Genomic DNA, 22,051 nt, shown 5'->3' with positions numbered 1-22,051 from the left:
GAGACTTCAGTACGACTTCGGCAGGCCCAGGACTTTCTCCGCGATGAAACACAGAATCATCTGCGGACTCACGGGCGCGAGCCTCGGAATCATACACTCCCGCAGATAGCGTTCGACGTGATATTCCTTCGCGTAACCCATCCCGCCGAGCGTGGCGATCGCCGTCTGACACGACTGGAACGCGGCTTCGGCGGCGAGGTATTTGGCGGCGTTGGCTTCTGCGCCGCACGGCTGACCGGCGTCGTACAACGCGGCCGCCTTGAACACCATCAGATCGGCCGCTTCGAGTTGCATCCATGCCTGCGCGAGCGGATGCTGAATGCCCTGGTTCTGGCCGATCGGCCGGCCGAACACCACGCGCTCCTTCGCATATTGCGTGGCACGCTTCAAGGCCGCCTGACCGAGGCCGATCGCTTCGGCGGCGATCAGAATCCGCTCCGGGTTCAGGCCGTGCAGCAGATAGCGAAAGCCCGCGCCTTCGTCGCCGATACGGTCTTCCACCGGCACCCGCAGATTGTCGATGAACAGCATGTTCGAATCGACCGCCTTGCGGCCCATCTTCTCGATCTCGCGCACTTCCACGCGCTCGCGATCCAGATCCGTATAGAACAGCGTGAGGCCGTCGGTCGGTTTCGCGCACTGCTCCAATGGCGTAGTGCGCGCGATGATCAGCATCTTGCTCGCCACCTGCGCGGTCGAGATCCAGATCTTGCGGCCGGTCAGCACGTAGTGGTCGCCGTCGCGCACGGCCTGGGTTTTCAGATGCGTGGTGTCGAGACCGGCGTCCGGTTCGGTGACCGCGAAGCAGGCCTTGTCGCGGCCGTCGATCAGCGGCGGCAGGAAGCGCCGCTTCTGCGCGTCGTTGCCGAATACCTGCACGGGGTTCAGGCCGAAGATATTCATATGCACCGCCGACGCCCCCGACAACCCCGCGCCCGAACCGCTGATGGTGCGCATCATCAGCGCCGCTTCGGTCATGCCGAGGCCCGAGCCGCCGTAGTCCGGCGACATCGCAATGCCGAGCCAGCCCGCGTCGGCCAGCGTGCGATGAAAGTCGTGCGGAAAGCCGCCGTCGCGATCGCGCGCGAGCCAGTACTCGTCATCGTATTTTTCGCAGAGCTTTTCGATCGCGGCCTGGATCGAGAGCTGGTCTTCGGTGAGATCGAAATTCATATCAACGTCCTTGGTAAAACCCTTTAAGCCGCCGCCCTTCGAGCAGCCGGTTCAGAGCGGAAACACGCCGACCAGCACCGCGGTGAACACCATGATGACCGTGGCGGCGAAGAGAAAGGGAATGGTGAATTTCTGATGTTCGGCGAGTTCGACGCCGGTCAGGCCGACAATCAGAAACGTGGCCGGCGTGAGCGGACTGACCGGGAAACCGGTGGTCATCTGTCCGAGCAAGGCGGCCTGCGCCATCTGCACGGGCGGCACGCCGAGCAGCTTGCCGCTCTCGGCGAGCACCGGCAGGATGCCGAAATAGAACGAGTCGGGATCGAATAGCAGGCTGAGCGGCATCGACACGAGCCCGAGCACGAACGGCATATGGCGCGCGTGTTCGACCGGCACGTGTTGCACGAGCACCTGCGCCATCGCGGTGAGCATGCCGGTGCCGGACATGATGCCGGTGAACGCGCCCGCCGCGAGCAGCACGCTGGCCATCATCAGCGCAGCTTTGGCGTGGGCGTCGATGCGCTCGCGCTGTTGCTTGACGTCCGGATAATTGATGATCAGCGCGGCTACCGTGCCGAGCATGAACATCACCATCGGATCGACAATGCCCGACACCAGCGTGACCAGCACGAACAGTGTCAGTGCGAGGTTGATCCAGAAGCGGCCCGGCCGGCGCAACACCTGCTCTTCGGCGCTCAGTTCACGCGGCGTTACCGCCACCGCTGCAGCGCTCGCGCGGTCGAGCCCGAGACGCTTTTCCTCGCGTTTGCCGAGCCAGTACGCGCTGCCGAATACGAACACCAGCCCGACGATCTGCACCGGCAGCATCGGATAAAAAATCACCGTGCCGGGAATATGCAAGGCGGCGGACGCGCGCAGCATCGGCCCGACCCAGGGCAGAAAATTCACGCCCGCCGCCATCGACGCGACGCAGGCCAGAATCCGTTTATCGATGCCGAGGCGCGTGTAGAGCGGCAGCATCGCGGGCAGCGTGACGAGAAACGTCACCGCGCCGGAACCGTCGAGGTGAATCAGCAGCGCAAGCAACGCGGAGCCCATCACGATCCGCGTGGGGTGACAGCCGACCACCCGCAACACGCCGTTGATGATCGGATCGAGCATGCCGGCATCGGTCAGGATCCCGAAAAACAGAATCGCGAACACGAACATGCCGGCCACCGGCCCGATGTTCTGCACGCCGTGCACGATGTATTTGGCGGTCGAGAGCCCGAAGCCTGCCGCGAGCGCCGCCACGATCGGCACGACGATCAACGCGACGAGCGGCGACAGGCGCTTCGTGATGATCAGGCCGAACAGCGCGACGATCGCGACGGTGCCGATCAGCGCGAGCATGACGCGGCTCCTCGCGCACGGAACGCGCTCGCAGTCGGCGCAATCGAGGAAGCGTTAAAAGCCGGCGGCGAGCGCCGTCCTGCGCGATTCGTGCACATGCTGTCTCCTTGGCGGCACGCGGCCGCTCTTTATGGTTTCGACGGGAATGGCTTCAGATGAAGCGCGGGTGAAGCGCGGGTAAAGCGAAACGCGAATGAAGTGGCGACCTCAATCGTCGGCGTGCGGTTTGCCGAACACCTGCTCAGCGTGTTCGTTCAACCCGGGGGGCGTGCTGCGATAAGTGGCCGGCGTGCGGCTCAGCTTGATCGGCGACGCAATGCCACGGTACGAGCCGAGCTCCACCCGCATCGCCCGATGCGCGGTGTGCGGATGCTCCAGCGCCGCGCCGAGTCCGAGCACCGGCGCGCACGGCACGCCGCGCCGGATCAGCGTATCGGCGAGCAATTCCCCTTGCCACGACGCGAAGCGCTGCTCCAGCTCCGCGCGCAATTCACGCCGGTGCGCACTGCGCTCGCGGTTGCTGGCAAAACGCGGATCGTCGACCAGCGCCTGCGCATCGATCACCGCGCACAGTCCCGCGAATTGCACGTTATTGCCCACCGCCAGAAAGATATCGACGCTACCCGTATGGAACATGTCGTACGGCGTGATGTTCGGATGCGCGTTACCGGTGCGCTGCGGCTCCTGGCCCGAGTAGAACCAGTTCGGCGTATGCGGATGCAGGATCGACAACGCGCTGTCGAACAGCGTCGACTCGACGAACTGGCCCTGCCCGCTCGTCTCGCGCTCACGCAACGCCATCAGGATGCCGAGCGCCGCATTCAGGCCGGTGACGAGATCGACGATCGGCACGCCGACGCGCAACGGCGCGCCGCCCGCCTCGCCGTTTACGCTCATCAGACCGGTCAACGCCTGGACCGCCGCGTCGTAGCCCGGCAACGCGCCGAGCGGACCATCGGCGCCAAAACCGGACACCCGGCAATGCACGAGCCGCGGAAAGCACGCGCGCAACGTCTCATAGCCGAGCCCCCAGCGCTCCAGCGTGCCGATCTTGAAGTTCTCGACCAGCACGTCGGCGGTTTCGAGTAAGTGCAGCAGCTTGTCGCGCTCGGCGGGCTGGCGCAGATCGAGCGCCACGCCCAGCTTGTTGCGATTCACGCCGATGAAATACGACGCCGTGTCGCCGTCGAACGGCGGCCCCCAGGTGCGCGTTTCGTCGCCGTCGGGCGGCTCGACCTTGATCACCTCGGCGCCGTGGTCGGCGAGGATCTGCGTGCAGTACGGACCGCCCAGCACGCGTGACAGATCGATAACGCGAAGTCCCGCGAGTGAACCCGGCGTGAGATTGAGCAAGGCTTGTCTCCTGAATGACCGCTGAAGGCAGCGGCACTTAATTCCTGTGCATGAATAAAACTTTATGCTCACGAATTATTGAAGTCAAGCCGGCTGCGGGGAAACACCTGGGGCGCTTGCCTCAGCGCGCCGCCGCATCCACCGCCTGCTGCAGCGCGGTCGATTGCCGCAGTTTCACGACGGTGCGTCAAAACGCGCCTCCCGGCACATTCAGGAAAACTTGATACCTATCAATAACTTGCTGTCTCAAAATTGAAAATCGCCGTAAAACAAGGTGGTTTTTTGACGCATGTCGCATCGCAGCACGAAATCTGCGGATCCCCTACGCTTCGCCCATCTGCCCAGCAGTGCGCACCGACACCGGTCGACGCGCGTAGTCCGCCTCCGCGGGCCTCACGCCTTTCACGCTCATGAACTCCGCAATATCGGCATTCGATCTCGCCCGCATCCAGTTTGCGTTTACCGTCTCGTTTCACATCGTGTTCCCGGCGCTCAGCATCGGCCTCGCCAGCTTCATTGCCGTGCTCGAATGGCGCTGGCTCAAAACCGGCAAGGCGTACTACAAAGATCTTTGCCTGTTCTGGTCGAAGATCTTCGCAGTCGCCTTCGGTATGGGCGTCGTCTCCGGCGTGGTGATGAGCTATCAGTTCGGCACCAACTGGTCGGGCTTCTCCAGTTTTGCCGGCCCCGTCACCGGGCCGCTGCTGATGTACGAGGTCATGACCGCGTTCTTCCTCGAAGCGGGCTTCCTCGGCATCATGCTGTTCGGCTGGCAGCGCGTGAGTCCGCGCGCCCACTTCGGCGCCACGCTGATGGTGGCAGTCGGCACGCTGATCTCGACCTTCTGGATTCTCGCGTCCAATAGCTGGATGCAAACGCCGCAAGGCTTCGAAGTCGTCAACGGCCGCGTCGTGCCGCTCGACTGGTTCAAGATCATTTTCAATCCGTCGTTCCCGTACCGGCTTGCGCATATGGCGCTCGCCGCGTTCATCGTCGCCGGGCTGGTGGTGGCGGCCGTGGGTGCGTGGCACCTGCTGCGCGGCCGGCGCGATCCGGCCGTCAAAAAGATGTTCTCGATGGCGCTGTGGCTGCTGCTGATCCTCACGCCGATTCAGGCGGTGGTCGGCGATCAGCACGGCCTGAATACGCGCAAGTATCAGCCGGCCAAGATCGCGGCGATCGAAGGTCTGTGGGAAACCGAGAAAGGCGGCACCGCGCTGAACCTGTTCGGCATTCCCGACATGCAGGCGGAAACCACGCGCTACGCGGTGTCGATTCCGCATCTGGGCAGCCTGATCCTCACGCATAGCTGGGACGGCGAAATTCGCGGCCTCAAGGAATTCCCGCCGCAAGACCGGCCGAACTCGACAGTGGTGTTCTGGAGTTTCCGGATCATGGCCGGCCTCGGCACGCTGATGATTCTGATGTCGATCGTCGCGTGGGTGCTGCGCCGCCGTGAACGCCTGTTCGAATCGAAGTGGTTCCAGCGTTGCGTGCTCGCCATGGGCCCGACCGGCTTTATTTCGCTGCTGGCCGGCTGGGTCACCACCGAAGCCGGACGTCAGCCGTGGGTCGTGTACGGCGTGATGCGCACGTCGCAGGCCGTCTCGCCGTTGACCACCCAGCAGGTCGGCATTTCGCTGATGACCTTCGTGGTCGTGTACTTCCTCGTGTTCGGCACCGGCGTCTACTACATGCTCAAGCTGATGCGTTCGGGTCCGGCGCTGCCGGGCCAGACGCCGAACGGCGTGCCGTATCCCACGCCGAATCAGACCGCGCGCCGCCCGCTCTCCGCCGTCGATCAGATGATCGACGCCGCCTGAGCCCGACCTTCACGCATCACTTGCGACACCAAAAGCGAGAAAGACAATGGACGTAACCGTAGTGTGGGCCGCGATCATCGCGCTGGGCCTGTTCATGTATGTGGTGCTGGACGGCTTCGATCTGGGGATTGGCATCGTCTTCCCGTTCTTCCCCGACGAGAAAGAGCGCGACCTGATGATGAACACCGTCGCGCCGGTGTGGGACGGCAATGAAACCTGGCTGGTGCTCGGCGGCGCCGGTTTGTTCGCGGTGTTTCCGGCGGTGTATTCGACCGTGCTGTCCGCGCTCTACCTGCCGCTGATCTTCATGCTGGTGTGTCTGATCTTCCGCGGCGTGTCGTTCGAGATCCGCGCCAAGGCGAATCGCACCAAGCACCTGTGGGATCTCGCGTTCATCGGCGGTTCGGCGGGCGCGACGTTCTTCCAGGGCATCGCGCTGGGCGCGTTCCTGCAAGGCATTCCGGTGATCGACGGCGCCTATGCCGGCGACGCCTTCGGCTGGCTCACGCCGTTCAGCCTGCTGACGGGTCTCGGACTGGTGGTCACCTATGCGCTGCTCGGCTGCTGCTGGCTGGTGGCGAAGACCGAAGGCGATCTGCAACGCCGTCTGCATCGCGTGGTGTGGCCGCTGACGCTGGTGCTGCTCGGCTTCATCGCGATGGTCAGTCTGTGGACGCCGCTGCAGGACCCGACCATCGCGCAGCGCTGGTTCCACGACAACCTGTTCTACCGTCTGCTGCCAGTGCCGTTCCTCGTGGCGGTGTGCGCGTTCTTCATGTATCGCGCGGTGCGCGACCGGCATCACAACACGCCGTTCGCGCTGGCGCTGCTGCTGGTGCTGCTCGGCTACGTGGGGCTGCTGGTGAGCCTGTGGCCGTATGCGATTCCGTCGAGCATGACGTTGTGGGAAGCGGCCGCCCCGCGTTCGAGCCAGATGTTCACGCTGGTCGGCGCGGCGGTGATTCTGCCGATCATCCTCGGCTATACGACGCTGGGTTACTGGGTATTTCGCGGCAAGGTGAGTCATGGCGACCAACATCACTATCACTAAGCGGCTACAGGCCGGCAGCATTGGCAATGCCGGCAACGACGACAGCGGCATTGCCGCAAGCCGGCGGCCGGCGGCGCGCACACTGCCCGGCTGGCTGTGGTTCGTCGCGCTGTGGTGCTTCGGCGTGGGCTCGGCGATGTCGCTCGGTTTCGCGTTCAAGCTTCTGATGAATGCGACGCTGTTCGCCGTCAAATAGAAGCCCTATTCGCGCAGGTTAAGCCGATGCGCATAACCTTCGGCATCCTGCCTGCTTTGCTTAAAAATTGGCGTGACCTGCTCGTCTACCTAGCAAGCCGGAACCGATGCGCGGGAGACCAGCCTCATACAAAACGCGGTGCATGGGCGCACCCGGCGATCCTACAAATAGAAAGTTGGCGGCGCGGCACAGCGGAACACGCCGCGCGCCGCCGGCGGGCTTATGATCGCGAGATAGCCGGCAATGATGCGATTCACGACAATAGAAGTAAAACGAAACCCGACCACGGCGGTAGTCCATCACGCGCAGGCCCGACTCGCGGAGACATCATGAAGTTTCTTGTGGCCGACGACCATGAACTGATCAGGCAAGGCGTCAAAGGCATGCTGCGGGGGCTCGACCCCGACGCCCAGTTCGACGAAGCCGATAGCTGGGAAACCCTCGCCACCGCCGCGCGTCCCGACGCCGATCACGATCTCGCGATCGTCGATCTGCATATGCCCGGCATGAGCGGCGCGTCGTCGCTCGAGGTGCTGTTGAAGGCGAACCCCGCGTTGCCGGTGGTCGTGCTGTCCGCCGAAGAATCGCCCGACGAAATGCGCGCGGTGCTGGCTGCCGGCGCGCTCGGTTTCGTGCCGAAGCGGCAGCCTGCCAGCGTGATGCTCAAGGCAATCGAACTGGTGCTGTCGGGCGGCGCGTATGTGCCGATGGAAGCGCTGAGCCTGCTCGGTTCGCGCGAGACCAAGGCGAGCCCGGTGCATGCCGATGCGTCGGCCGAGATGGCGCTACAAGGCGCCGCTGCGTCGTCAGTCTCTCAGGCTGCCGCGCCAACGTCCGGCGTCACAGGCGTCACGGAACCGATCACGCAGATCCCGTCGCTGCAACCGCATCAGCAGCATTTGCTGGAGAACCTGTCGCCGCGTCAGCAGGACATCATGCGGCTCGTGCATCGCGGCTGGACCAACAAGATGATCGCGCGCGATCTGGGTGTCGCCGAAGGCACGGTGAAGGTGCATCTGTCGGTGATCTTCCGGGCGCTCGGCGTGCATAACCGGTCGACGGCGATCGCGGTGATCAACGGCTGGCTGGAAGCGGGGAAGACTTTGTAGCAGAGCCTGGCGGTGACGAACTGATGACGGGCGGCGCTTGCGCCGCCCGTTTGCTATGTAGTGTTTGACTTGCAGCGTGTCGCAGCGATCTGCAGGCCTTCAGATCCTCGCTTCGTCCGGCGGACCGTTCGCCGCCTACCGTATCGCGCCGTTGGCGCTCCAGCTCTCTGCTTTAACGGCCAGTCCATCCACCTCGTCCAGGCCGTCCGCGCGCAACGCCCGCGCGGCCGTCGCCCGCCCCTTATCCAGTTCCGCCTGCTGCCACAGCATTTCCAGCGTGCGCCGCAAGCGCGCGGGGGTCACCGGCTTATGCAACACCGGAATCCCCTGCAGCGCCAACGCCGCCAGTTCCGCCGACGCCATATCCCCCGTGATCAGCAAAGTCACGATGTTGTCGTGCCCCGCGCGCGCCAGCACATGCCGCACGGCAGTCAGCGCCTGCGCGCCGGTGCGGTGATTCGCCAACTGGTAATCGCACAGCACCGCGTCCGGCACGAAACCCGTTTCGAGCACCGCGAGCGCGTCGACCTCGTCGCGAGTGCCGCGCACGTCGCAACCCCAGCGCGCGAGCAGACTGGCGAGGCCTTCGAGGATCGACGGATCGTCGTCGATGCACAGCACGCGCCGCCCCTGCGCCGAAGGACCGCCCGCCACCGTTTCGTTCAGGCTCGCGACAATCCCGCCCGCCTCGCCCGCCTGCACCGAAAAACGAAACACGGACCCGCGCCCCGGCGCCGAACGCAAACGCAGTTCGCCGCCGAGCATTTCGACCAGCCGCTTCACCGTCGGCAAGCCGAGCCCATGCCCCTGGCGCGCGTCGCGCTGCGGATTGGCGACCTGATAGAACTCTTCGAAGACCTGCTCGTGCTCCTCCGCCGGAATGCCGATGCCCGAATCGCGCACCTCGACAAAGCCGCCCGACTCGCGTCCCGCGCGCCGAAAGCCCAACCAGATCGCGCCGTCCTCGGTATAACGCACCGCGTTGGACAGCAGATTGCTCAGCACGCGCTCCAGCAACACCGGATCGTCGTGCACGATCATCGTGGTCGGCGCGATCCGCAGCGCGAGACCTTTGGCCGCCGCCTGCGGACGATACTGGCTGCCGACCCGCTCGAACAGTTCGGCCAGCCGGAAATGCAGCCGGATCACCTGTGTCACGCCGCTTTCGAGCCGCGCGAGATCGAGCACCTGGTTGAACAGCTGATTCAACGCCTCGACGTTGTAGACGATATGTTCGGCGGTCTTCGCGTGCTGCGCGGGGGTTGCCGCCGTGTCGTTGAGCGACGCCGCGAGCAAGCCGATCGCATGCAGAGGCTGCCGCAAATCGTGGCTGGCAGCCGCGAAAAAGCGCGTTTTCGCGAGACTCGCCTCTTCGGCGACATGCTTCTGCGCGGCGAGCGACTCCGCCAGATATTGCTGATCGACCCGTGCCTGCACGACCTGGCGAAACAGCTTGCGGTAACTCATCGCGTAGACGTTGATCGCGCAAAAGAAGAACGCGAGGACGATCGCGAGAATCGTGCGGTCGAACGTATGCGTACCGAAATGCAGCACGATCGACGGAAACAGCAGGAACGGAATCGCGGTGGAAAAGTTCAGCAGGTCGAAGCCGTTCGACATGAACACGCCGGCCGCCAGCGTCACGAGCATTACCGTATGCAGCAGCGGCAAATCCATCTGCGGGCTATGAAACGCGAACCAGATCGCGAAACCCGGCGCGCTGTACAGCAACATGCCGCGCACCGCATGCAGCACGATCCAGCCACGCGGCGACGCAAGATGCGGATAGCGGCGATTGCAGATCCATAACGCGAGGCTGCCGCAATTGGCCGCCGCATAGAACCCGAAACACGCGACGAACAGCGGCGGCGACGGAATCGCCGGCCAGTAGATCGCCACCAGCACCGCGATCGAAAACCAGTGCGAAAAAAAGGCGATCGGATCCTGCGCGTAAAGCACGCGCACAAGGTCTTCGTCGATCGCACGCTGGATAGGGTCGGCCCGCATCGTGCGGTCTCCGTTTCTTCAGATGAATGACAAGCGTGTCATGCCGAATCGCGTTTTTATGCCAGATGGTTTACCCGGCAGTTTACCCATCAGCTACCACTTAATCCATATAGGCGAAGCCGTCGCCGGAAACCATACTGGCTTCACATTCCAGCGCGGCTTCACCTTCCCGGTTTTCGCTTCTCCGCCTGTTGTCAGGGCTCACCGCGCTCCTTGCCTTACCCCCTATGGAGGTTGTTATGGGCGTAGTTCCGAGCCACGCGTTCGTCCGCACACTCGACGACGCGGTCCTGCCCGATCTGTGGCGCCGGCGCACCCAGTTGTCCGCCGACGAGATGGTGTCGATGGTCGAACTGGTCAAGCGGGCTTTGCGGACCTATCATCCGCTGGAGTTGCAGGCGCTCGGCGACGATAAGGAAGAACTGGTCGCCCAGTTCATTTACGCCAAGGTGCTGCGGCTCGCGCCAGGCCACACGGAAACCAACGCGTGCGCCGAGAGCGCGCCGTCCAACGGTTACGCATTGTGCGCGTATTTCCGCCGTTATCTGATCGATTGCCTGCGCAGCGCGGGGCATCAGCGCAACGTGTCGATGGAAAACGAAGGCATGGCGCACGAAATCGATCTGCACGCGCAGGCGCTGGAAGATCCGGTGGCTAGCGTGCTGCTGCAGTACGGCCTCGACGAGCAACGTGTGCGCAGCGCCGCGCGTGCGTTCATCGAGGGGCTCGACGAGCCCGAGCGGATCGTGCTGGCCGGCAGTCTCGGCTGGTGCTCGGAAGGGAAAGGCGGTCTGTCGGCGGTTGCGGCTCAGCATCGGGTGCCCTCTTATCACTATCGCGCCGTCAAACTCGGCGTCACCATGAAAAAGACGGCCGGCGCCGACGAATTTTCCAATACCAAGATCGGCCGCTGGTTGACGGAGCAACTCGGCATCGAGATCGAGATCGAGAACCGCTCGGCGATTCTGCTTGCACTGAACCTGCTGGCAGCCGAATCGAGCGACAGCGAAATGAATGAAGCAGCCGCCTAATTGCGCACGCTGCCCGCCCTTCCCCGCATTCCGTTCCTGACGAGGTGGTCTTGATGAATCGCTTATCGAGCGCCGTAACGGCGATGAAAGCGCATTACGACGTAGTGGTAGTGGGTTCGGGCTACGGCGGCGCGATCGCCGCGAGCCGCATGGCACGCGCCGGACTCAGCGTCTGCGTGCTGGAACGCGGGCGCGAATTCATGGCGGGCGAGTACCCTCGCACACCGTTTCAGGGCGCCGAAGAGGTGCAGTACAACACGGCCCTCGCGCACGTCGGCTCGCCGCTCGCGCTGCTTGAAGTGCACGTGAACGACGATGTCAACGCGGTGGTCGGCTGCGGTCTGGGCGGCACCTCGCTGATCAACGCGAATGTCGCGCTCGAAGCCGATCCGCGCCTGTGGGACGATCCGCGCTGGCCGAAGGCGCTGCGCGACGATGCGGCGGGCCGCGAGCACGGCTATGCGCTCGCGCGCGCGATGCTGCAACCGTCGCCGGTGCCCGGCAGTTATCCGGCGTTGCCGAAACTGCAGGCGCTCGAAAAATCGGCCCAGGCGCTCGGCATGGCGGACCGCTTCAGCCGCCCGCCGATCACCGTCACGTTCGAGGATCGCGTGAACGCCGCGGGCGTTGAACAGAAGGCCTGCGTGGGCTGCGGCGATTGCAATTCGGGCTGCAATTACGACGCGAAAAATTCGACGCATATGAACTATCTGCCCGATGCCGTTGCGCACGGCGCGCAGATTTTCACGGGCGCCGCCGTGCATTCGGTGTTGCGCGACGCGGCCACGCAGCAATGGACGGTGCGCTATCAGCTGGTGAGTCTCGGCCGCGAAAGTTACGGCGCGCCCGATCTGTTCGTCAGCGCCGATCTCGTCATCGTGTCGGCCGGCACGATCGGTTCGACCGCGCTGCTGTTGCGCTCGCGTGAAGCGGGCCTGAGCGTGTCGGCCCTGCTCGGCGAACATTTCACCGGCAACGGCGACGTGCTCTCCTTCGCGTACAACACCGACGACATCATCAACGGCGTTGGCTGGGGCACGCACACGCCGGGGCAAATTCCGCCGGTCGGGCCGACCATTACCGGCCTGATCGATCATCGCGATACCGCGAATGTGAGAGACGGTTTCGTGATCGAAGAAGGCTCGCTCGCCGGCCCGGTCGGCGCGGCGCTCGTCGGCCTGCTCGGCGCCGCCGCGCCGCTCGAAGGCGTGGATGTTGGCGGCGCGCCGAGCGCCGAGCGACAACTCGCGTACGACGCCCGCGTGCTCGAAAGCTTTCTGCGCGGTCCGTATCGTGGCGCGCTGAACCACACGCAAAGCTATCTCGTGATGGCGCACGACGACGAGAGCGGTCAGATTCACGTCGACGACAAGGGCCAGCCGCGCATCGTATGGAAAAACGCCGGCAAGCAGCCGATCTTTGCAACGGTCGAGCAAACCCTCGAACAGGCAACGGTGCCGCTCGGCGGCAAATATCTGCGCAATCCGATTTCCACCGACATTGCCGGCAATCGCACCGTCACCGTGCATCCGCTTGGCGGCTGCGGCATGGGCGAAGATGCGGAGCACGGCGTGGTCGATCACCTGGGCCGCGTTTTCAATGGCGCGGCGGGCACGGCGGTGCACGAAGGCCTCTATGTGATGGACGGCGCCGTCATGCCGATCTCGCTCGGCGTCAATCCGCTGCTGACCATTTCCGCGCTGGCCGAGCGTAACTGCGCGTTGCTCGCCGCGTCGCGCGACCGGCAGATCGACTACACGGCCAAGGGCACGGCCGCCACGCCGCCCGCGCCAAAGATCGGCTTGCGCTTCACGGAGACGATGATCGGCACGTACACGCCGGCAGTCCCGGTCGCGGGACAAGCCGCTACGAGTCCGATCGAATTCACGCTGACCGTCGAATCCGACGATCTCGCCGACATGCTCAGCAACCCGCAACACCTAGCTCACACCGCCGGCACGCTGACCTGTCCCGCGCTTTCCGCGCAACCGCTGACGATCGTCGACGGCACGTTCAATCTGTTCGTGGTCAGCGAGTCCGATGTGGACGAGCGCAACATGAACTACCGGATGACGCTTGCCTCCACCGAAGGCAATACGTACTGCCTGACGGGGCAAAAAATCATCACGCGCACCTCGCCGATCAATCTCTGGGCGCAGACCAACACGCTGTACGCCGAGATTCGCGCGGGCGCGCAAACCACCGGACCCGTGCTCGGCAAAGCAACGCTGATCATCACGCCTGAGAACTTCCTCAAGCAGCAACGCACACTTGAAGTCACCAACACGCCCGACCTGGAAACGCGCCTCGAATGGACGCTGAAGTTCGGCAAGTTTTTTGCGGGCGTGCTGTTCACCGAATACGGCGGCGTGGCCGCGCCACTGGAATTCTTCGACACAAAGGCCGCGCCGCGTCTGAAGCGGGCATTGCGCGCGCCCGCGCCGCAGATCATGTACTTCGATACGCCCGACGGCACGACCTTGCGGCTGACCCGGTACTTCGATCCGGCGAATAAAACCTCGCGCCCGTTGCTGCTGATTCACGGCTCGGGCGTTTCCAGCCGGATCTTTTCCACCGACCTGATCGCGACCAACCTCGTCGAGTATCTGTGCGCTTGCGGCTATGACGTGTGGCTCGTCGATCTGCGCGTCAGTATCGAGTTACCCAGCGTGCTGGTGCCGACCAATGTCGACAAGGTCGCGCGCGAAGACATTCCGGCCGCCGTCGCCAAAATACGCGAAGTGAGCGGCGTGCCGCAGATTCAGGTACTCGGCCACTGCATGGGCGGGCTGGCGTTGAGCATGTCGCTGCTATATGGCCTGGAAGGCGTGCGCTCGGCGGTGATTTCCCAGGTGTCGGCGCATCCGGTGCCGGGTACGCTGCAGAAGATCAAGGCCGGTCTGCATATTCCCGGCATCATGCAGCATCTCGGCGTGCGCGATCTGACCGCGTACACGCAGCACCGTTCGTGGCCGAAGAACCTGTTCGACGAAGCGCTCAAGTTCTACCCGCTCGATCACGACGAAGGCTGCGGCAACCCGATCTGCCATCGCGCGACGTTTCTCTACGGCCTGCTCTACGAACACGCGAAACTGAACGAGACGCTGCATCAGAACCTGCAGGAACTGTTCGGCATTCACGACATGGAGGTATTCAAACATCTCGCCGCGATGGTGCGGGCCGGCCAGGTTGTCGATGCCGAAGGCCGCGATGTTTATCTGGGCGGAACGGACGGCTCGAAGGGACTGGAGGGAATGCGTCTGCCGCTCGGTTTCATTCACGGCGAGCGAAACGAAACCTATCTGCCCGAAAGTACGCAGCTCACGTTCGACATGCTGACGCGCGCCTTTCCCGAGCAGCCTTACGAACGGCATCTGATTCCCGACTATGGACATATCGACTGCATTTTCGGCAAGGATGCCGTGGTGGATGTGTACCCGGTGATCGCGAAGTATCTCGACGCGCATTGACGGCGAGCGAGCGCGGCACGACAGGGGCTCGTTCAGGTATGGTACGGATGACGGGGCGATGACACGCTTCACCCCGTCATCCTCCCAACACTGCACACTGTCATTTCAATGCCGATGCCGATGAGATCCTTCTTTCTCGCCATGTTCACCGCCGGGCTGCTGGGCAGCACCGTGGCCGCCGCCAACGTCCAGGCGGCCGAACTCAAGGTCATGAGTTCCGGCGGCTTCACCGCCGCCTACAAGCTGCTCGGTCCAAAGTTCACCGCATCGACCGGCAATACGCTCGACACGATCCTCGGACCGTCGATGGGTCAATCGCCGGAAGCCATTCCCAACCGCCTCGCACGCGGCGAACCCGCCGACGTGGTCATCATGGTCGGCTACGCGCTCGACGATCTGATCAAGCAAGGCAAGGTGATACCCGGCTCGCGTGTCGAACTGGCGGATTCGCGGATCGGCATGGCCGTGCGCGACGGTGCGCCCAAGCCGGATATCGGTTCGATCGACGCGCTGAAAAACACCTTGCTGCACGCAAAGTCGATTGCCTATTCGGATAGCGCGAGCGGCGTCTATATCGAGCGCGAACTCTTCAAGCGGCTGGGCATCGAGGACCAGGTGAAGGCCAAAGCGAAGATGATTCCGAAGATCCCGGTCGCGTCGGTCGTCGCCAATGGCGACTATGAAGTCGGCTTTCAGCAGGTCAGCGAGTTGCTGCCGGTGGCGGGCGCCACGTTCGTCGGCAAGATTCCGGAATCGGTGCAATCCGTCACGCGCTATGCCGCGGGTATTCCTGTCGGCGCGCCGCATCCGCAGGAAGCGAAAGCGCTGCTCGAGTATCTGGCGTCGCCGGACGCGCAGGCGGCGGTCCGGTCGACCGGCATGGATTCGGTGCCCGCGCACTGAGGTCATTCCTGCCGCCACGGTGGGCCGGGGGCGCTCATTGCGCCCTCACCCACTCAACCCGCAACTTATCCCATCAAAACAGCTTGCCCGGATTCAGAATCCCGTGCGGGTCCAGCGCATGTTTGATCGCGGCCATGGCCGCCAGCTCCGCCGGCGAGCGCGAGATCGGCAAGAACTCGCGCTTGAGCAAACCGATTCCGTGTTCCGCCGACACCGAGCCGTGCAACGGCCCGAGCATCTCGTAGACGAACGCGTACACCGCATGATGCGTGACGCCGGGAATCGAATGACCGTCGACGGTCACATGCAGATTCGAATCGCCGATATGCCCGAAGAAATACGATTCATTGCCGGGCCAGCGCTGATCGAGCGCGGCGCGGCACCGGTCGACGAACGCGCCGATGCCGCCGATCGGCAGACTCACATCGAAATTGATCGCGTCGAGCCGCACCGGAAACTCCGCCGTGCATTCGCGGATCGCCCATAACGCGCGCACGTCGGCCACCGATTGCGCGATCACCGCATCGCGAATTGCGCCTTCATCGAGCGCTTCGGTCAGCACGGCGGCGAAACGCTCGCCGTCGTCGCCGGCATCGAAACTCGCATGCTCGATCAACGCATACAGCGGATGAGACTCGGCGAACGGCGAACGTGTACCCGTCAGCTTCACGCCGAAGTCGTAGAAATCCGGCCACATGATTTCGAACGCGCCGATGTCGTTGCCGAAACGCGTCGATAGACGGCGCAGCAGGCTCACCGCCGCGTCGTAATCGTCGAGCGCGACCAGCGCCGTATGACGCGCGGCGCGCGGCGGATGCAGCCGCAACACCGCGCGCGTGATCACACCGAGCGTGCCTTCCGAGCCGATAAACCAGTGCTTCAGGTCATAGCCGGTGTTGTTCTTCACCATCTTGCCGAGCGACGTCAGCACATCGCCATTGGCGAGCACGACCTCGAGCCCCAGCACCTGATCGCGTGCGGTGCCCGACTGGATCACGCGATTGCCGCCCGCATTCGTCGCGAGATTGCCGCCGATCTGGCACGAGCCGCGCGCGCCGAGATCGAGCGCGAGTTCGAAGCCGGCTTCCGCCGCGGCTTCCTGGGCCGTTTGCAACGTGGTGCCGGCGCGCACGGTCAGCGTGGCCGACGCGGCGTCGATTTCCTCGACACCGTTCAATCGTTCCAGCGACAACGCGATATCCGTGGCCCGCGCAATCGCCCCGCCCGCGAGGCCCGTCATGCCACCCTGCGGCACCACCGGCTGATGCGCCGCGTGGCAAATGGCCAGCGCGCGCGATACGTCTTCGGTAGTACGCGGCAGCAGCAACGCTGCCGGGCGCGTTGGGTCGTGACGCGTCCAGTCGGTCAATGCGCGATCGCCGATCTGCTCGCCCACGCGGACCGCGTCGTCGCCTAGCGCGGCGCGCAGTGCGTCGAGTGTCGACGCCAGCGGCGCCGAGTCGTTTGTCTTTCCGTTATCTGTCATGCAGGAGTTCCTTGCGCGCCTTCAGCTTTGCGCTTCTTCCGCGCGTTTCTTTCGATAGCCCATCGAATCGTTAATGCGCCCGAGAATATAGTCGCCCGCGGCGACCGGCTGATAGCCGATCTCGGCTTCGTTAGCGCCGAGTTCGCGCGGATCGACGCTCGCGCCGTAAGTCGGATCATAGAACGTTGCGATCGAATAGCGCTCGCGACCCGACGCATTGATCACGCGGTGCAAGGTGGAGCGAAAGCGGTCGTTGGTCCAGCGCGCCAGCAGATCGCCCACGTTCACCACGAAGCTCCCCTCCACCGGCGGCGCGTCGACCCACGTATCGTTGGCGATTTCGCGCACCTGCAGGCCGCCCACCTGATCCTGCCACAGCAACGTGATACAGCCGTAGTCGGTATGCGGCGCGACGCCGAACTGATCCGCGTCCGACTGGGGCGGTTGCGGCGGATAGTAGACCATCTGCGTGCGCTGCATCCGCTTGGTATAACGCGGCGCGAAGAAATGCTCGTCGACGCCGAGGCTCACCGCGACCGCGCGCAGCAGATCGGCGCCGCAGGCCGCAACCGACTCGTAGTAGCCGTACAACGCGGGACGCAGTTCAGGCATGAAGTCCGGCCAGTTATTCGGGCCACGCAGCGCCTGACCGGCGAGCACGTCGGGATCGTCCTCCGGCAGTTCGAGACCGATGCTGAAAAACTCCTTGTAATCGGGACGTTTGGCCTGGTACATGGTCGCATCGCCCAACGCATTGAACCCGCGATGCCGATGATTGACCGCCGCGCGCCGTTTGGTCTCCACGGGGAACGCGAAGAATTCGCGCGCCGCCTGTTCCGCGGCATCGATCGACGTTTGCGGCACGCCGTGATTGACGATGTAAAAGAAGCCGATCGTCGTACACGCCTCGTGAATTTCACCCGCCACGCGCTGCAAGGCCTGCGGGTCGCCCGCGCGAACGCCGGCAAGATCGATGATCGGAATGCGGGTCACAGGCATCGCGTGGCTCCCTGAAAGGCCGTTGCAATCTACTGACGAAAATACCGACGAAAAAGCGCCGCGCGCTTCGTGCATGTGCAGTTGTATATACCGCCAAAAGCACCCCCGCAAGTTGCGTTGCAATGCGCTGGGTTAGGGCTTTTCTCTAGTCGCCGGTTTATTTTTTTCGCGGGAAAAACGCGGTATATACTGCCTCGCATGACTCGCGCCGGGCTTGAACGCTGACCGCTCATCGCTCACCGATTTCGCGCGACACCGCTTTGCCCACCGGAGAATCCCATGAGTATCCTTGCAGGCTGGAAGTGTCGTCTGTTGATGTTGGCGTTGTGCGCGGCAAGCGTCACCGCGCACGCGGAAGATCAACTCGCCAAAGTGAAGAAAGCCGGCGAACTGGTGGTCGGCACCGAGATGCAGTTCGCGCCGTTCGACTTCCTCGAAAACGGTCAGCAATCCGGCTTCAATAAAGATCTGTTCGCCGAGGTCGGCAAGGAAATGGGCGTGAAGGTGCGCTTTATCGACCTGCCGTGGCCGAGCGTGCTGCCGGGTCTGGAAGCGGGAAAATTCGACATGGTGGGCGGCCCGCTGACGGTCACCAAGGCGCGCATGGAACGCTATACGTACACGCTGCCCATCGCCGACGCCACCGACGCGCTGCTCAAACGCGCGAACGACACCGCGCTCAAACAATCGTCGGATATCGCCGGCAAGACGGTCGGCGCGGGCAAGGGCTCGGCGCAGCTCGACCAGTTGAAGACCTACGTCGCGACGCTGCCGAAACCGCCTGAAATCCGCGAATACGTCGACAACAATCAGGCTTACGCCGACCTCGCCGCCGGCCGGATCGCAGCGGTCGCGAACTCCATGACCAACATTGCGTATGTGGCCAAGCAGCGCCCGGAGACGTTCGCCGTGGTGCAGCCGCCGTTCGGTGCAAAGGTGTACTTTGCCTACTGCCTGCGTAAAGACGCGGACAGCAAGCCGCTCGCCGACGCGTTCAACGCCGCGCTCGTGAAAATGCACAACGACGGCCGCCTCGCGGCGTTGCAGAAGAAATGGTTCGGCGTGGCGATGGATGCGCCGACCACGATGCCGATGCCGAACTATTGATCGCGTGAGAGTGCGACGCTTATGTTCAGCACGACCGTCTTCGTTCAGGGCTTGCCGCTGCTGTTGCACGCGGCGCTCGCCACCATCGGCATTTCGCTGACGGGGCTCCTGATCGGCTTCTTCGTCGCGATCGGCGTATGCGCCGCGCGACTCTCGCCGAAGCGCGCCGCCCGCCTGTTCGGCGGCGCCTACGTGTTCTTCTTTCGCGGCGTGCCGATGCTGGTGCAACTGCTGCTGGTGTACTACCTGCTGCCGTTCGCGGGCATCAACGTGTCGCCGATCGTCGCCGCGATCAGCGCCGTGTCGCTGTGCTCCGCGTCGTATATCGCCGAAATCCTGCGCGGCGGTTTCCTCAGTATTCCGCCCGGTCATCTCGAAGCCGCGCGCATGCTCGGCCTTTCGCCGTTCGACATGCTGCGGCGCATTCTCGTGCCGCAAGCCATTCGTTTGACGCTGCCTTCGCTCGTCAACGAAATGGTGCTGCTGATCAAGGCTTCGTCGCTGATCTCGGTGGTGGGTGTGGCTGAGTTGACGCGCACCGCGCAGAACATTGCCGCCAGCACGTACCGGCCGCTCGAAGCGTATCTGGCCGCCGGGCTGATCTACTTCGCGATCTGCGGCACGCTCGCGCTCGTCGCGCATGCCGCCGAATACCGGCTGCAACACGCCTGACCGACTCCGGACCCACGTCATGCAACAGTTCGATCCGACCGTCATCACGCACAACCTTCAGCCGATCGCCGCGGGTTTCGCGACGACGCTCGGCACGTGGATCGCGGGCGTCGTGCTCGGCCTGCTGATCGGCTTTCTGATCGCCGTGCTGCAACTCTTTTGCGGACGCTGGGTGCGCGGCGTATTGCGCTTCTATATCGAACTGTTTCGCGGCACGCCGTTTCTCGTGCAACTGTTTCTGCTCTACTACGGCGGCCCGTCGTTCGGCCTCACGCTCGAACCGATGACCGCCGGCGTACTGGGTCTCGGTCTCTACGGCAGCGCGTATTTCGCCGAGGCGTTCCGCTCCGGATTTCAGTCGGTGCCGCCCGGCCATCTCGAAGCGGCGTCGTGTCTCGGGCTCACGCGCTGGCAAGCGGTGCTGCGCATTCAGGCGCCGCAAATGCTGGTGCTGATCGTGCCCGCGCTGACCAACCTGATCATCGTGCTGAGCAAGGAGACGGCGGTGCTGTCCATCGTCACCGTGCCCGAACTCACCTTCGTGCTGACCGGCATCGGCTCGGCTACTTTCGCTTTCGTCGAAACCTTGCTGGCGCTGTGCGTGTGTTATCTCGCGCTGGTCGAGCTGACCTCGCGCGCGGGCATGTGGGCCGAGACCCGCGTCGCACGATTCATGGCATGAACGCATTCCGGACTCCCTGATGAACGCTATCGCCGACATGCCCTCCTCCGCGTCCACCGTCACCACGGCAACAAGCGCAGCCGCGCCGCTGATCGAAGTGCGCGACCTGCGCAAACGCTTCGGTGAAGTCGAGGTGCTGCGCGGCGTCGATCTCGAGATCGCGCGCTCCGAGGTGGTGTGCATCATCGGGCCTTCGGGTTCGGGCAAGAGCACGCTGCTGCGCTGCCTCGCCGCACTCGAGACTTACGATCAGGGCGACGTACGGATAGAAGGCGAATTGCTCGGCTATAGCGAGCGCAACGGCAAACGCGTGCGAGCCTCGCAAGGCGAGATCAATCGCGTGCGGCGCAACGTCGGCATGGTGTTTCAGCAGTTCAATCTGTGGCCGCACATGACGGCGCTCGGCAACGTGATGGAAGCGCTGCTGCGCGTTCGGCATCTATCGCGCGACGAAGCACGCCGCCGCGCCAATGCGATGCTCGACACCGTCGGCCTCGCGCATAAGGGCGACGCCTACCCGGCGAAACTCTCGGGCGGTCAGCAGCAACGCGTGGCGATTGCGCGCGCGCTGGCCATGGAGCCGCACATCATGTTGTTCGACGAGCCGACCTCGGCGCTCGATCCGGAGCTGGTGGGCGAAGTGCTGCAGGTGATGAAGCAGCTCGCGCGCGACGGTATGACGATGGCCGTGGTCACGCACGAAATGGGTTTTGCCGCCCAGGTCGCCGACAAGGTCATGTTCATCGACCAAGGCCGCATCGCCGTGCAGGGCGCGCCACGCGAAGTCTTTCACGACGCGGGCCAGCCGCGCTTGCGGCAGTTCCTGCAAAACTACTTCGACCGCAACGCGTTCTGGGCGCGCGGTCCCGACGACGCGCCGACGCCATGAACACGCGCGCCGCCACGGCGCCGGCCGCGCGCTACGAACAGGTCAAGCATCACATTCGCCGCATCATCGAATCGGGTGAGCGCCAGGCGGGCGACCGGCTGCCCTCCGAACTGGATCTGGTCGCGACGCTCAGCGTGTCGCGCATGACGGTGAATCGCGCGCTGCGCGAACTCGCCGACGAAGGGCTCGTGACGCGCGTATCCGGCGTCGGCACATTCGTCGCGCAAACCAAGCCGCAATCCACGCTGCTGATGATCGCCCATATCGGCGACGAAATCCGTTCACGGGGTCACGAATACCGCTACGACACGGTGCTGTCGCAACGCGAAACGGCGTCGGTGATGGTGTCGAACGCGCTGGGGCTCGCGCCTGGCGCGTCGGTGTTTCATGTGATCTGCGTGCACCGCGAGAACGGCTTGCCGGTGCAACTGGAAGACCGCTACGTGAATCCCGCGACCGCGCCCGAATTCTTGCAGCAGGATTTCGCCACGGTCAGGCCGTCCGAGTATCTGTATGCCGTGGTGCCGGCGCACGACGTCGAGCACGTTGTCGACGCGGGTCTGCCGACGCGTGCCGAAGCCGAACTGCTCGAAATGCGCGCCGAAGAGCCCTGTCTTACGCTAATGCGCCGAACGTGGACGAGCGGCGTGGCGGTGACCTTCGCGCGCTTCGTGCATCCGGGTTCGCGCTACCGGCTGGGTTGCCGGTTTTCGCCGGACCTGTCGCAGCGCCAAGGCTGATACCAGA

General features: G+C 63.9%; 18 protein-coding genes. 12 read left to right on the top strand and 6 right to left on the bottom strand.

What is annotated here, in order from left to right:
- Window positions 1-6: 6 nt before the first annotated feature.
- The 3 genes from HWY05_RS30695 to HWY05_RS30685 all read right to left on the bottom strand — a co-directional run bounded on the left by HWY05_RS30695 (window position 7) and on the right by HWY05_RS30685 (window position 3,879).
- Entirely contained in the window at window positions 7-1,173 is a 1,167-nt protein-coding gene (locus HWY05_RS30695; RefSeq protein WP_176060679.1) for an acyl-CoA dehydrogenase family protein, read from the bottom strand.
- A gap of 51 nt (window positions 1,174-1,224) precedes the next feature.
- Window positions 1,225-2,526 (bottom strand): citrate:proton symporter, encoded by a 1,302-nt coding sequence (locus HWY05_RS30690; RefSeq protein WP_176060678.1) that lies wholly within the window; start codon window positions 2,524-2,526, stop codon window positions 1,225-1,227.
- A gap of 207 nt (window positions 2,527-2,733) precedes the next feature.
- Window positions 2,734-3,879, bottom strand: coding sequence for a CoA transferase (locus tag HWY05_RS30685; protein WP_176060677.1), 1,146 nt, complete (start codon window positions 3,877-3,879; stop codon window positions 2,734-2,736).
- A 410-nt stretch (window positions 3,880-4,289) separates the two neighbouring features.
- On the opposite strand from HWY05_RS30685, the gene HWY05_RS30680 reads away from it, so the two are divergent.
- The 4 genes from HWY05_RS30680 (at window position 4,290) to HWY05_RS30665 (ending at window position 8,058) form a co-directional block, all read left to right on the top strand.
- A complete protein-coding gene (locus HWY05_RS30680) occupies window positions 4,290-5,702 on the top strand; it encodes a cytochrome ubiquinol oxidase subunit I (RefSeq protein WP_035556502.1) in 1,413 nt (470 codons plus the stop codon).
- A 46-nt stretch (window positions 5,703-5,748) separates the two neighbouring features.
- Window positions 5,749-6,753 carry a cytochrome d ubiquinol oxidase subunit II gene (cydB, locus tag HWY05_RS30675; protein WP_176060676.1) on the top strand — a complete coding sequence of 335 codons (1,005 nt, stop codon included), beginning with the start codon at window positions 5,749-5,751 and terminating at the stop codon, window positions 6,751-6,753.
- Window positions 6,728-6,949: a hypothetical protein gene (locus tag HWY05_RS30670; protein WP_035556499.1), complete on the top strand. Its 222-nt coding sequence runs from the start codon at window positions 6,728-6,730 to the stop codon at window positions 6,947-6,949. Before cydB ends, HWY05_RS30670 begins: the two co-directional genes overlap by 26 nt.
- Before the next feature lie 329 nt (window positions 6,950-7,278).
- Entirely contained in the window at window positions 7,279-8,058 is a 780-nt protein-coding gene (locus HWY05_RS30665) for a response regulator transcription factor (protein ID WP_176060675.1), read from the top strand.
- A 135-nt stretch (window positions 8,059-8,193) separates the two neighbouring features.
- Here HWY05_RS30665 and HWY05_RS30660 read toward each other — a convergent pair whose 3' ends face one another.
- Window positions 8,194-10,065 (bottom strand): hybrid sensor histidine kinase/response regulator, encoded by a 1,872-nt coding sequence (locus tag HWY05_RS30660; protein WP_244146740.1) that lies wholly within the window; start codon window positions 10,063-10,065, stop codon window positions 8,194-8,196.
- 239 nt (window positions 10,066-10,304) lie between these two features.
- Between HWY05_RS30660 and HWY05_RS30655 the strand changes: the two genes are divergently transcribed.
- The 3 genes from HWY05_RS30655 (at window position 10,305) to HWY05_RS30645 (ending at window position 15,469) form a co-directional block, all read left to right on the top strand.
- A complete protein-coding gene (locus HWY05_RS30655; protein ID WP_176060674.1) occupies window positions 10,305-11,096 on the top strand; it encodes a hypothetical protein in 792 nt (263 codons plus the stop codon).
- Window positions 11,097-11,149: 53 nt separating this feature from the next.
- Window positions 11,150-14,566 (top strand): alpha/beta fold hydrolase, encoded by a 3,417-nt coding sequence (locus HWY05_RS30650; RefSeq protein ID WP_176060673.1) that lies wholly within the window; start codon window positions 11,150-11,152, stop codon window positions 14,564-14,566.
- A 120-nt stretch (window positions 14,567-14,686) separates the two neighbouring features.
- Window positions 14,687-15,469, top strand: a complete 783-nt coding sequence (locus HWY05_RS30645) for a substrate-binding domain-containing protein (protein WP_176060672.1) — start codon at window positions 14,687-14,689, stop codon at window positions 15,467-15,469.
- 73 nt (window positions 15,470-15,542) lie between these two features.
- Here HWY05_RS30645 and HWY05_RS30640 read toward each other — a convergent pair whose 3' ends face one another.
- The gene (locus HWY05_RS30640) at window positions 15,543-16,955 is read right to left on the bottom strand and encodes an FAD-binding oxidoreductase (RefSeq protein ID WP_176060671.1); all 1,413 of its coding nucleotides are present in this window, start codon (window positions 16,953-16,955) and stop codon (window positions 15,543-15,545) included.
- Between the two features lie 21 nt (window positions 16,956-16,976).
- Window positions 16,977-17,954 (bottom strand): 2-oxoglutarate and iron-dependent oxygenase domain-containing protein, encoded by a 978-nt coding sequence (locus HWY05_RS30635; RefSeq protein ID WP_176060670.1) that lies wholly within the window; start codon window positions 17,952-17,954, stop codon window positions 16,977-16,979.
- Window positions 17,955-18,233: 279 nt separating this feature from the next.
- Between HWY05_RS30635 and HWY05_RS30630 the strand changes: the two genes are divergently transcribed.
- Genes HWY05_RS30630 through hutC form a run of 5 tightly spaced genes read left to right on the top strand, consistent with a single transcriptional unit; the run spans window position 18,234 to window position 22,044 of the window.
- Window positions 18,234-19,061 (top strand): transporter substrate-binding domain-containing protein, encoded by an 828-nt coding sequence (locus tag HWY05_RS30630; RefSeq protein WP_035556488.1) that lies wholly within the window; start codon window positions 18,234-18,236, stop codon window positions 19,059-19,061.
- 21 nt (window positions 19,062-19,082) lie between these two features.
- Window positions 19,083-19,733 carry an amino acid ABC transporter permease gene (locus tag HWY05_RS30625; RefSeq protein WP_035556486.1) on the top strand — a complete coding sequence of 217 codons (651 nt, stop codon included), beginning with the start codon at window positions 19,083-19,085 and terminating at the stop codon, window positions 19,731-19,733.
- 19 nt (window positions 19,734-19,752) lie between these two features.
- Entirely contained in the window at window positions 19,753-20,415 is a 663-nt protein-coding gene (locus HWY05_RS30620) for an amino acid ABC transporter permease (protein WP_176060669.1), read from the top strand.
- Window positions 20,416-20,434: 19 nt separating this feature from the next.
- Window positions 20,435-21,304 carry an amino acid ABC transporter ATP-binding protein gene (locus tag HWY05_RS30615; protein ID WP_279614187.1) on the top strand — a complete coding sequence of 290 codons (870 nt, stop codon included), beginning with the start codon at window positions 20,435-20,437 and terminating at the stop codon, window positions 21,302-21,304.
- Window positions 21,301-22,044, top strand: coding sequence for a histidine utilization repressor (gene hutC / locus HWY05_RS30610; RefSeq protein ID WP_156126705.1), 744 nt, complete (start codon window positions 21,301-21,303; stop codon window positions 22,042-22,044). The genes HWY05_RS30615 and hutC overlap by 4 nt, the downstream gene beginning before the upstream one ends.
- Window positions 22,045-22,051 lie beyond the last annotated feature (7 nt).

It is taken from the genome of Paraburkholderia sp. BCC1876, assembly GCF_902833695.1.
In the GTDB taxonomy this organism is placed as follows: Bacteria; Pseudomonadota; Gammaproteobacteria; order Burkholderiales; family Burkholderiaceae; genus Paraburkholderia.
This window is presented reverse-complemented; position numbering and strand designations above follow the sequence as displayed.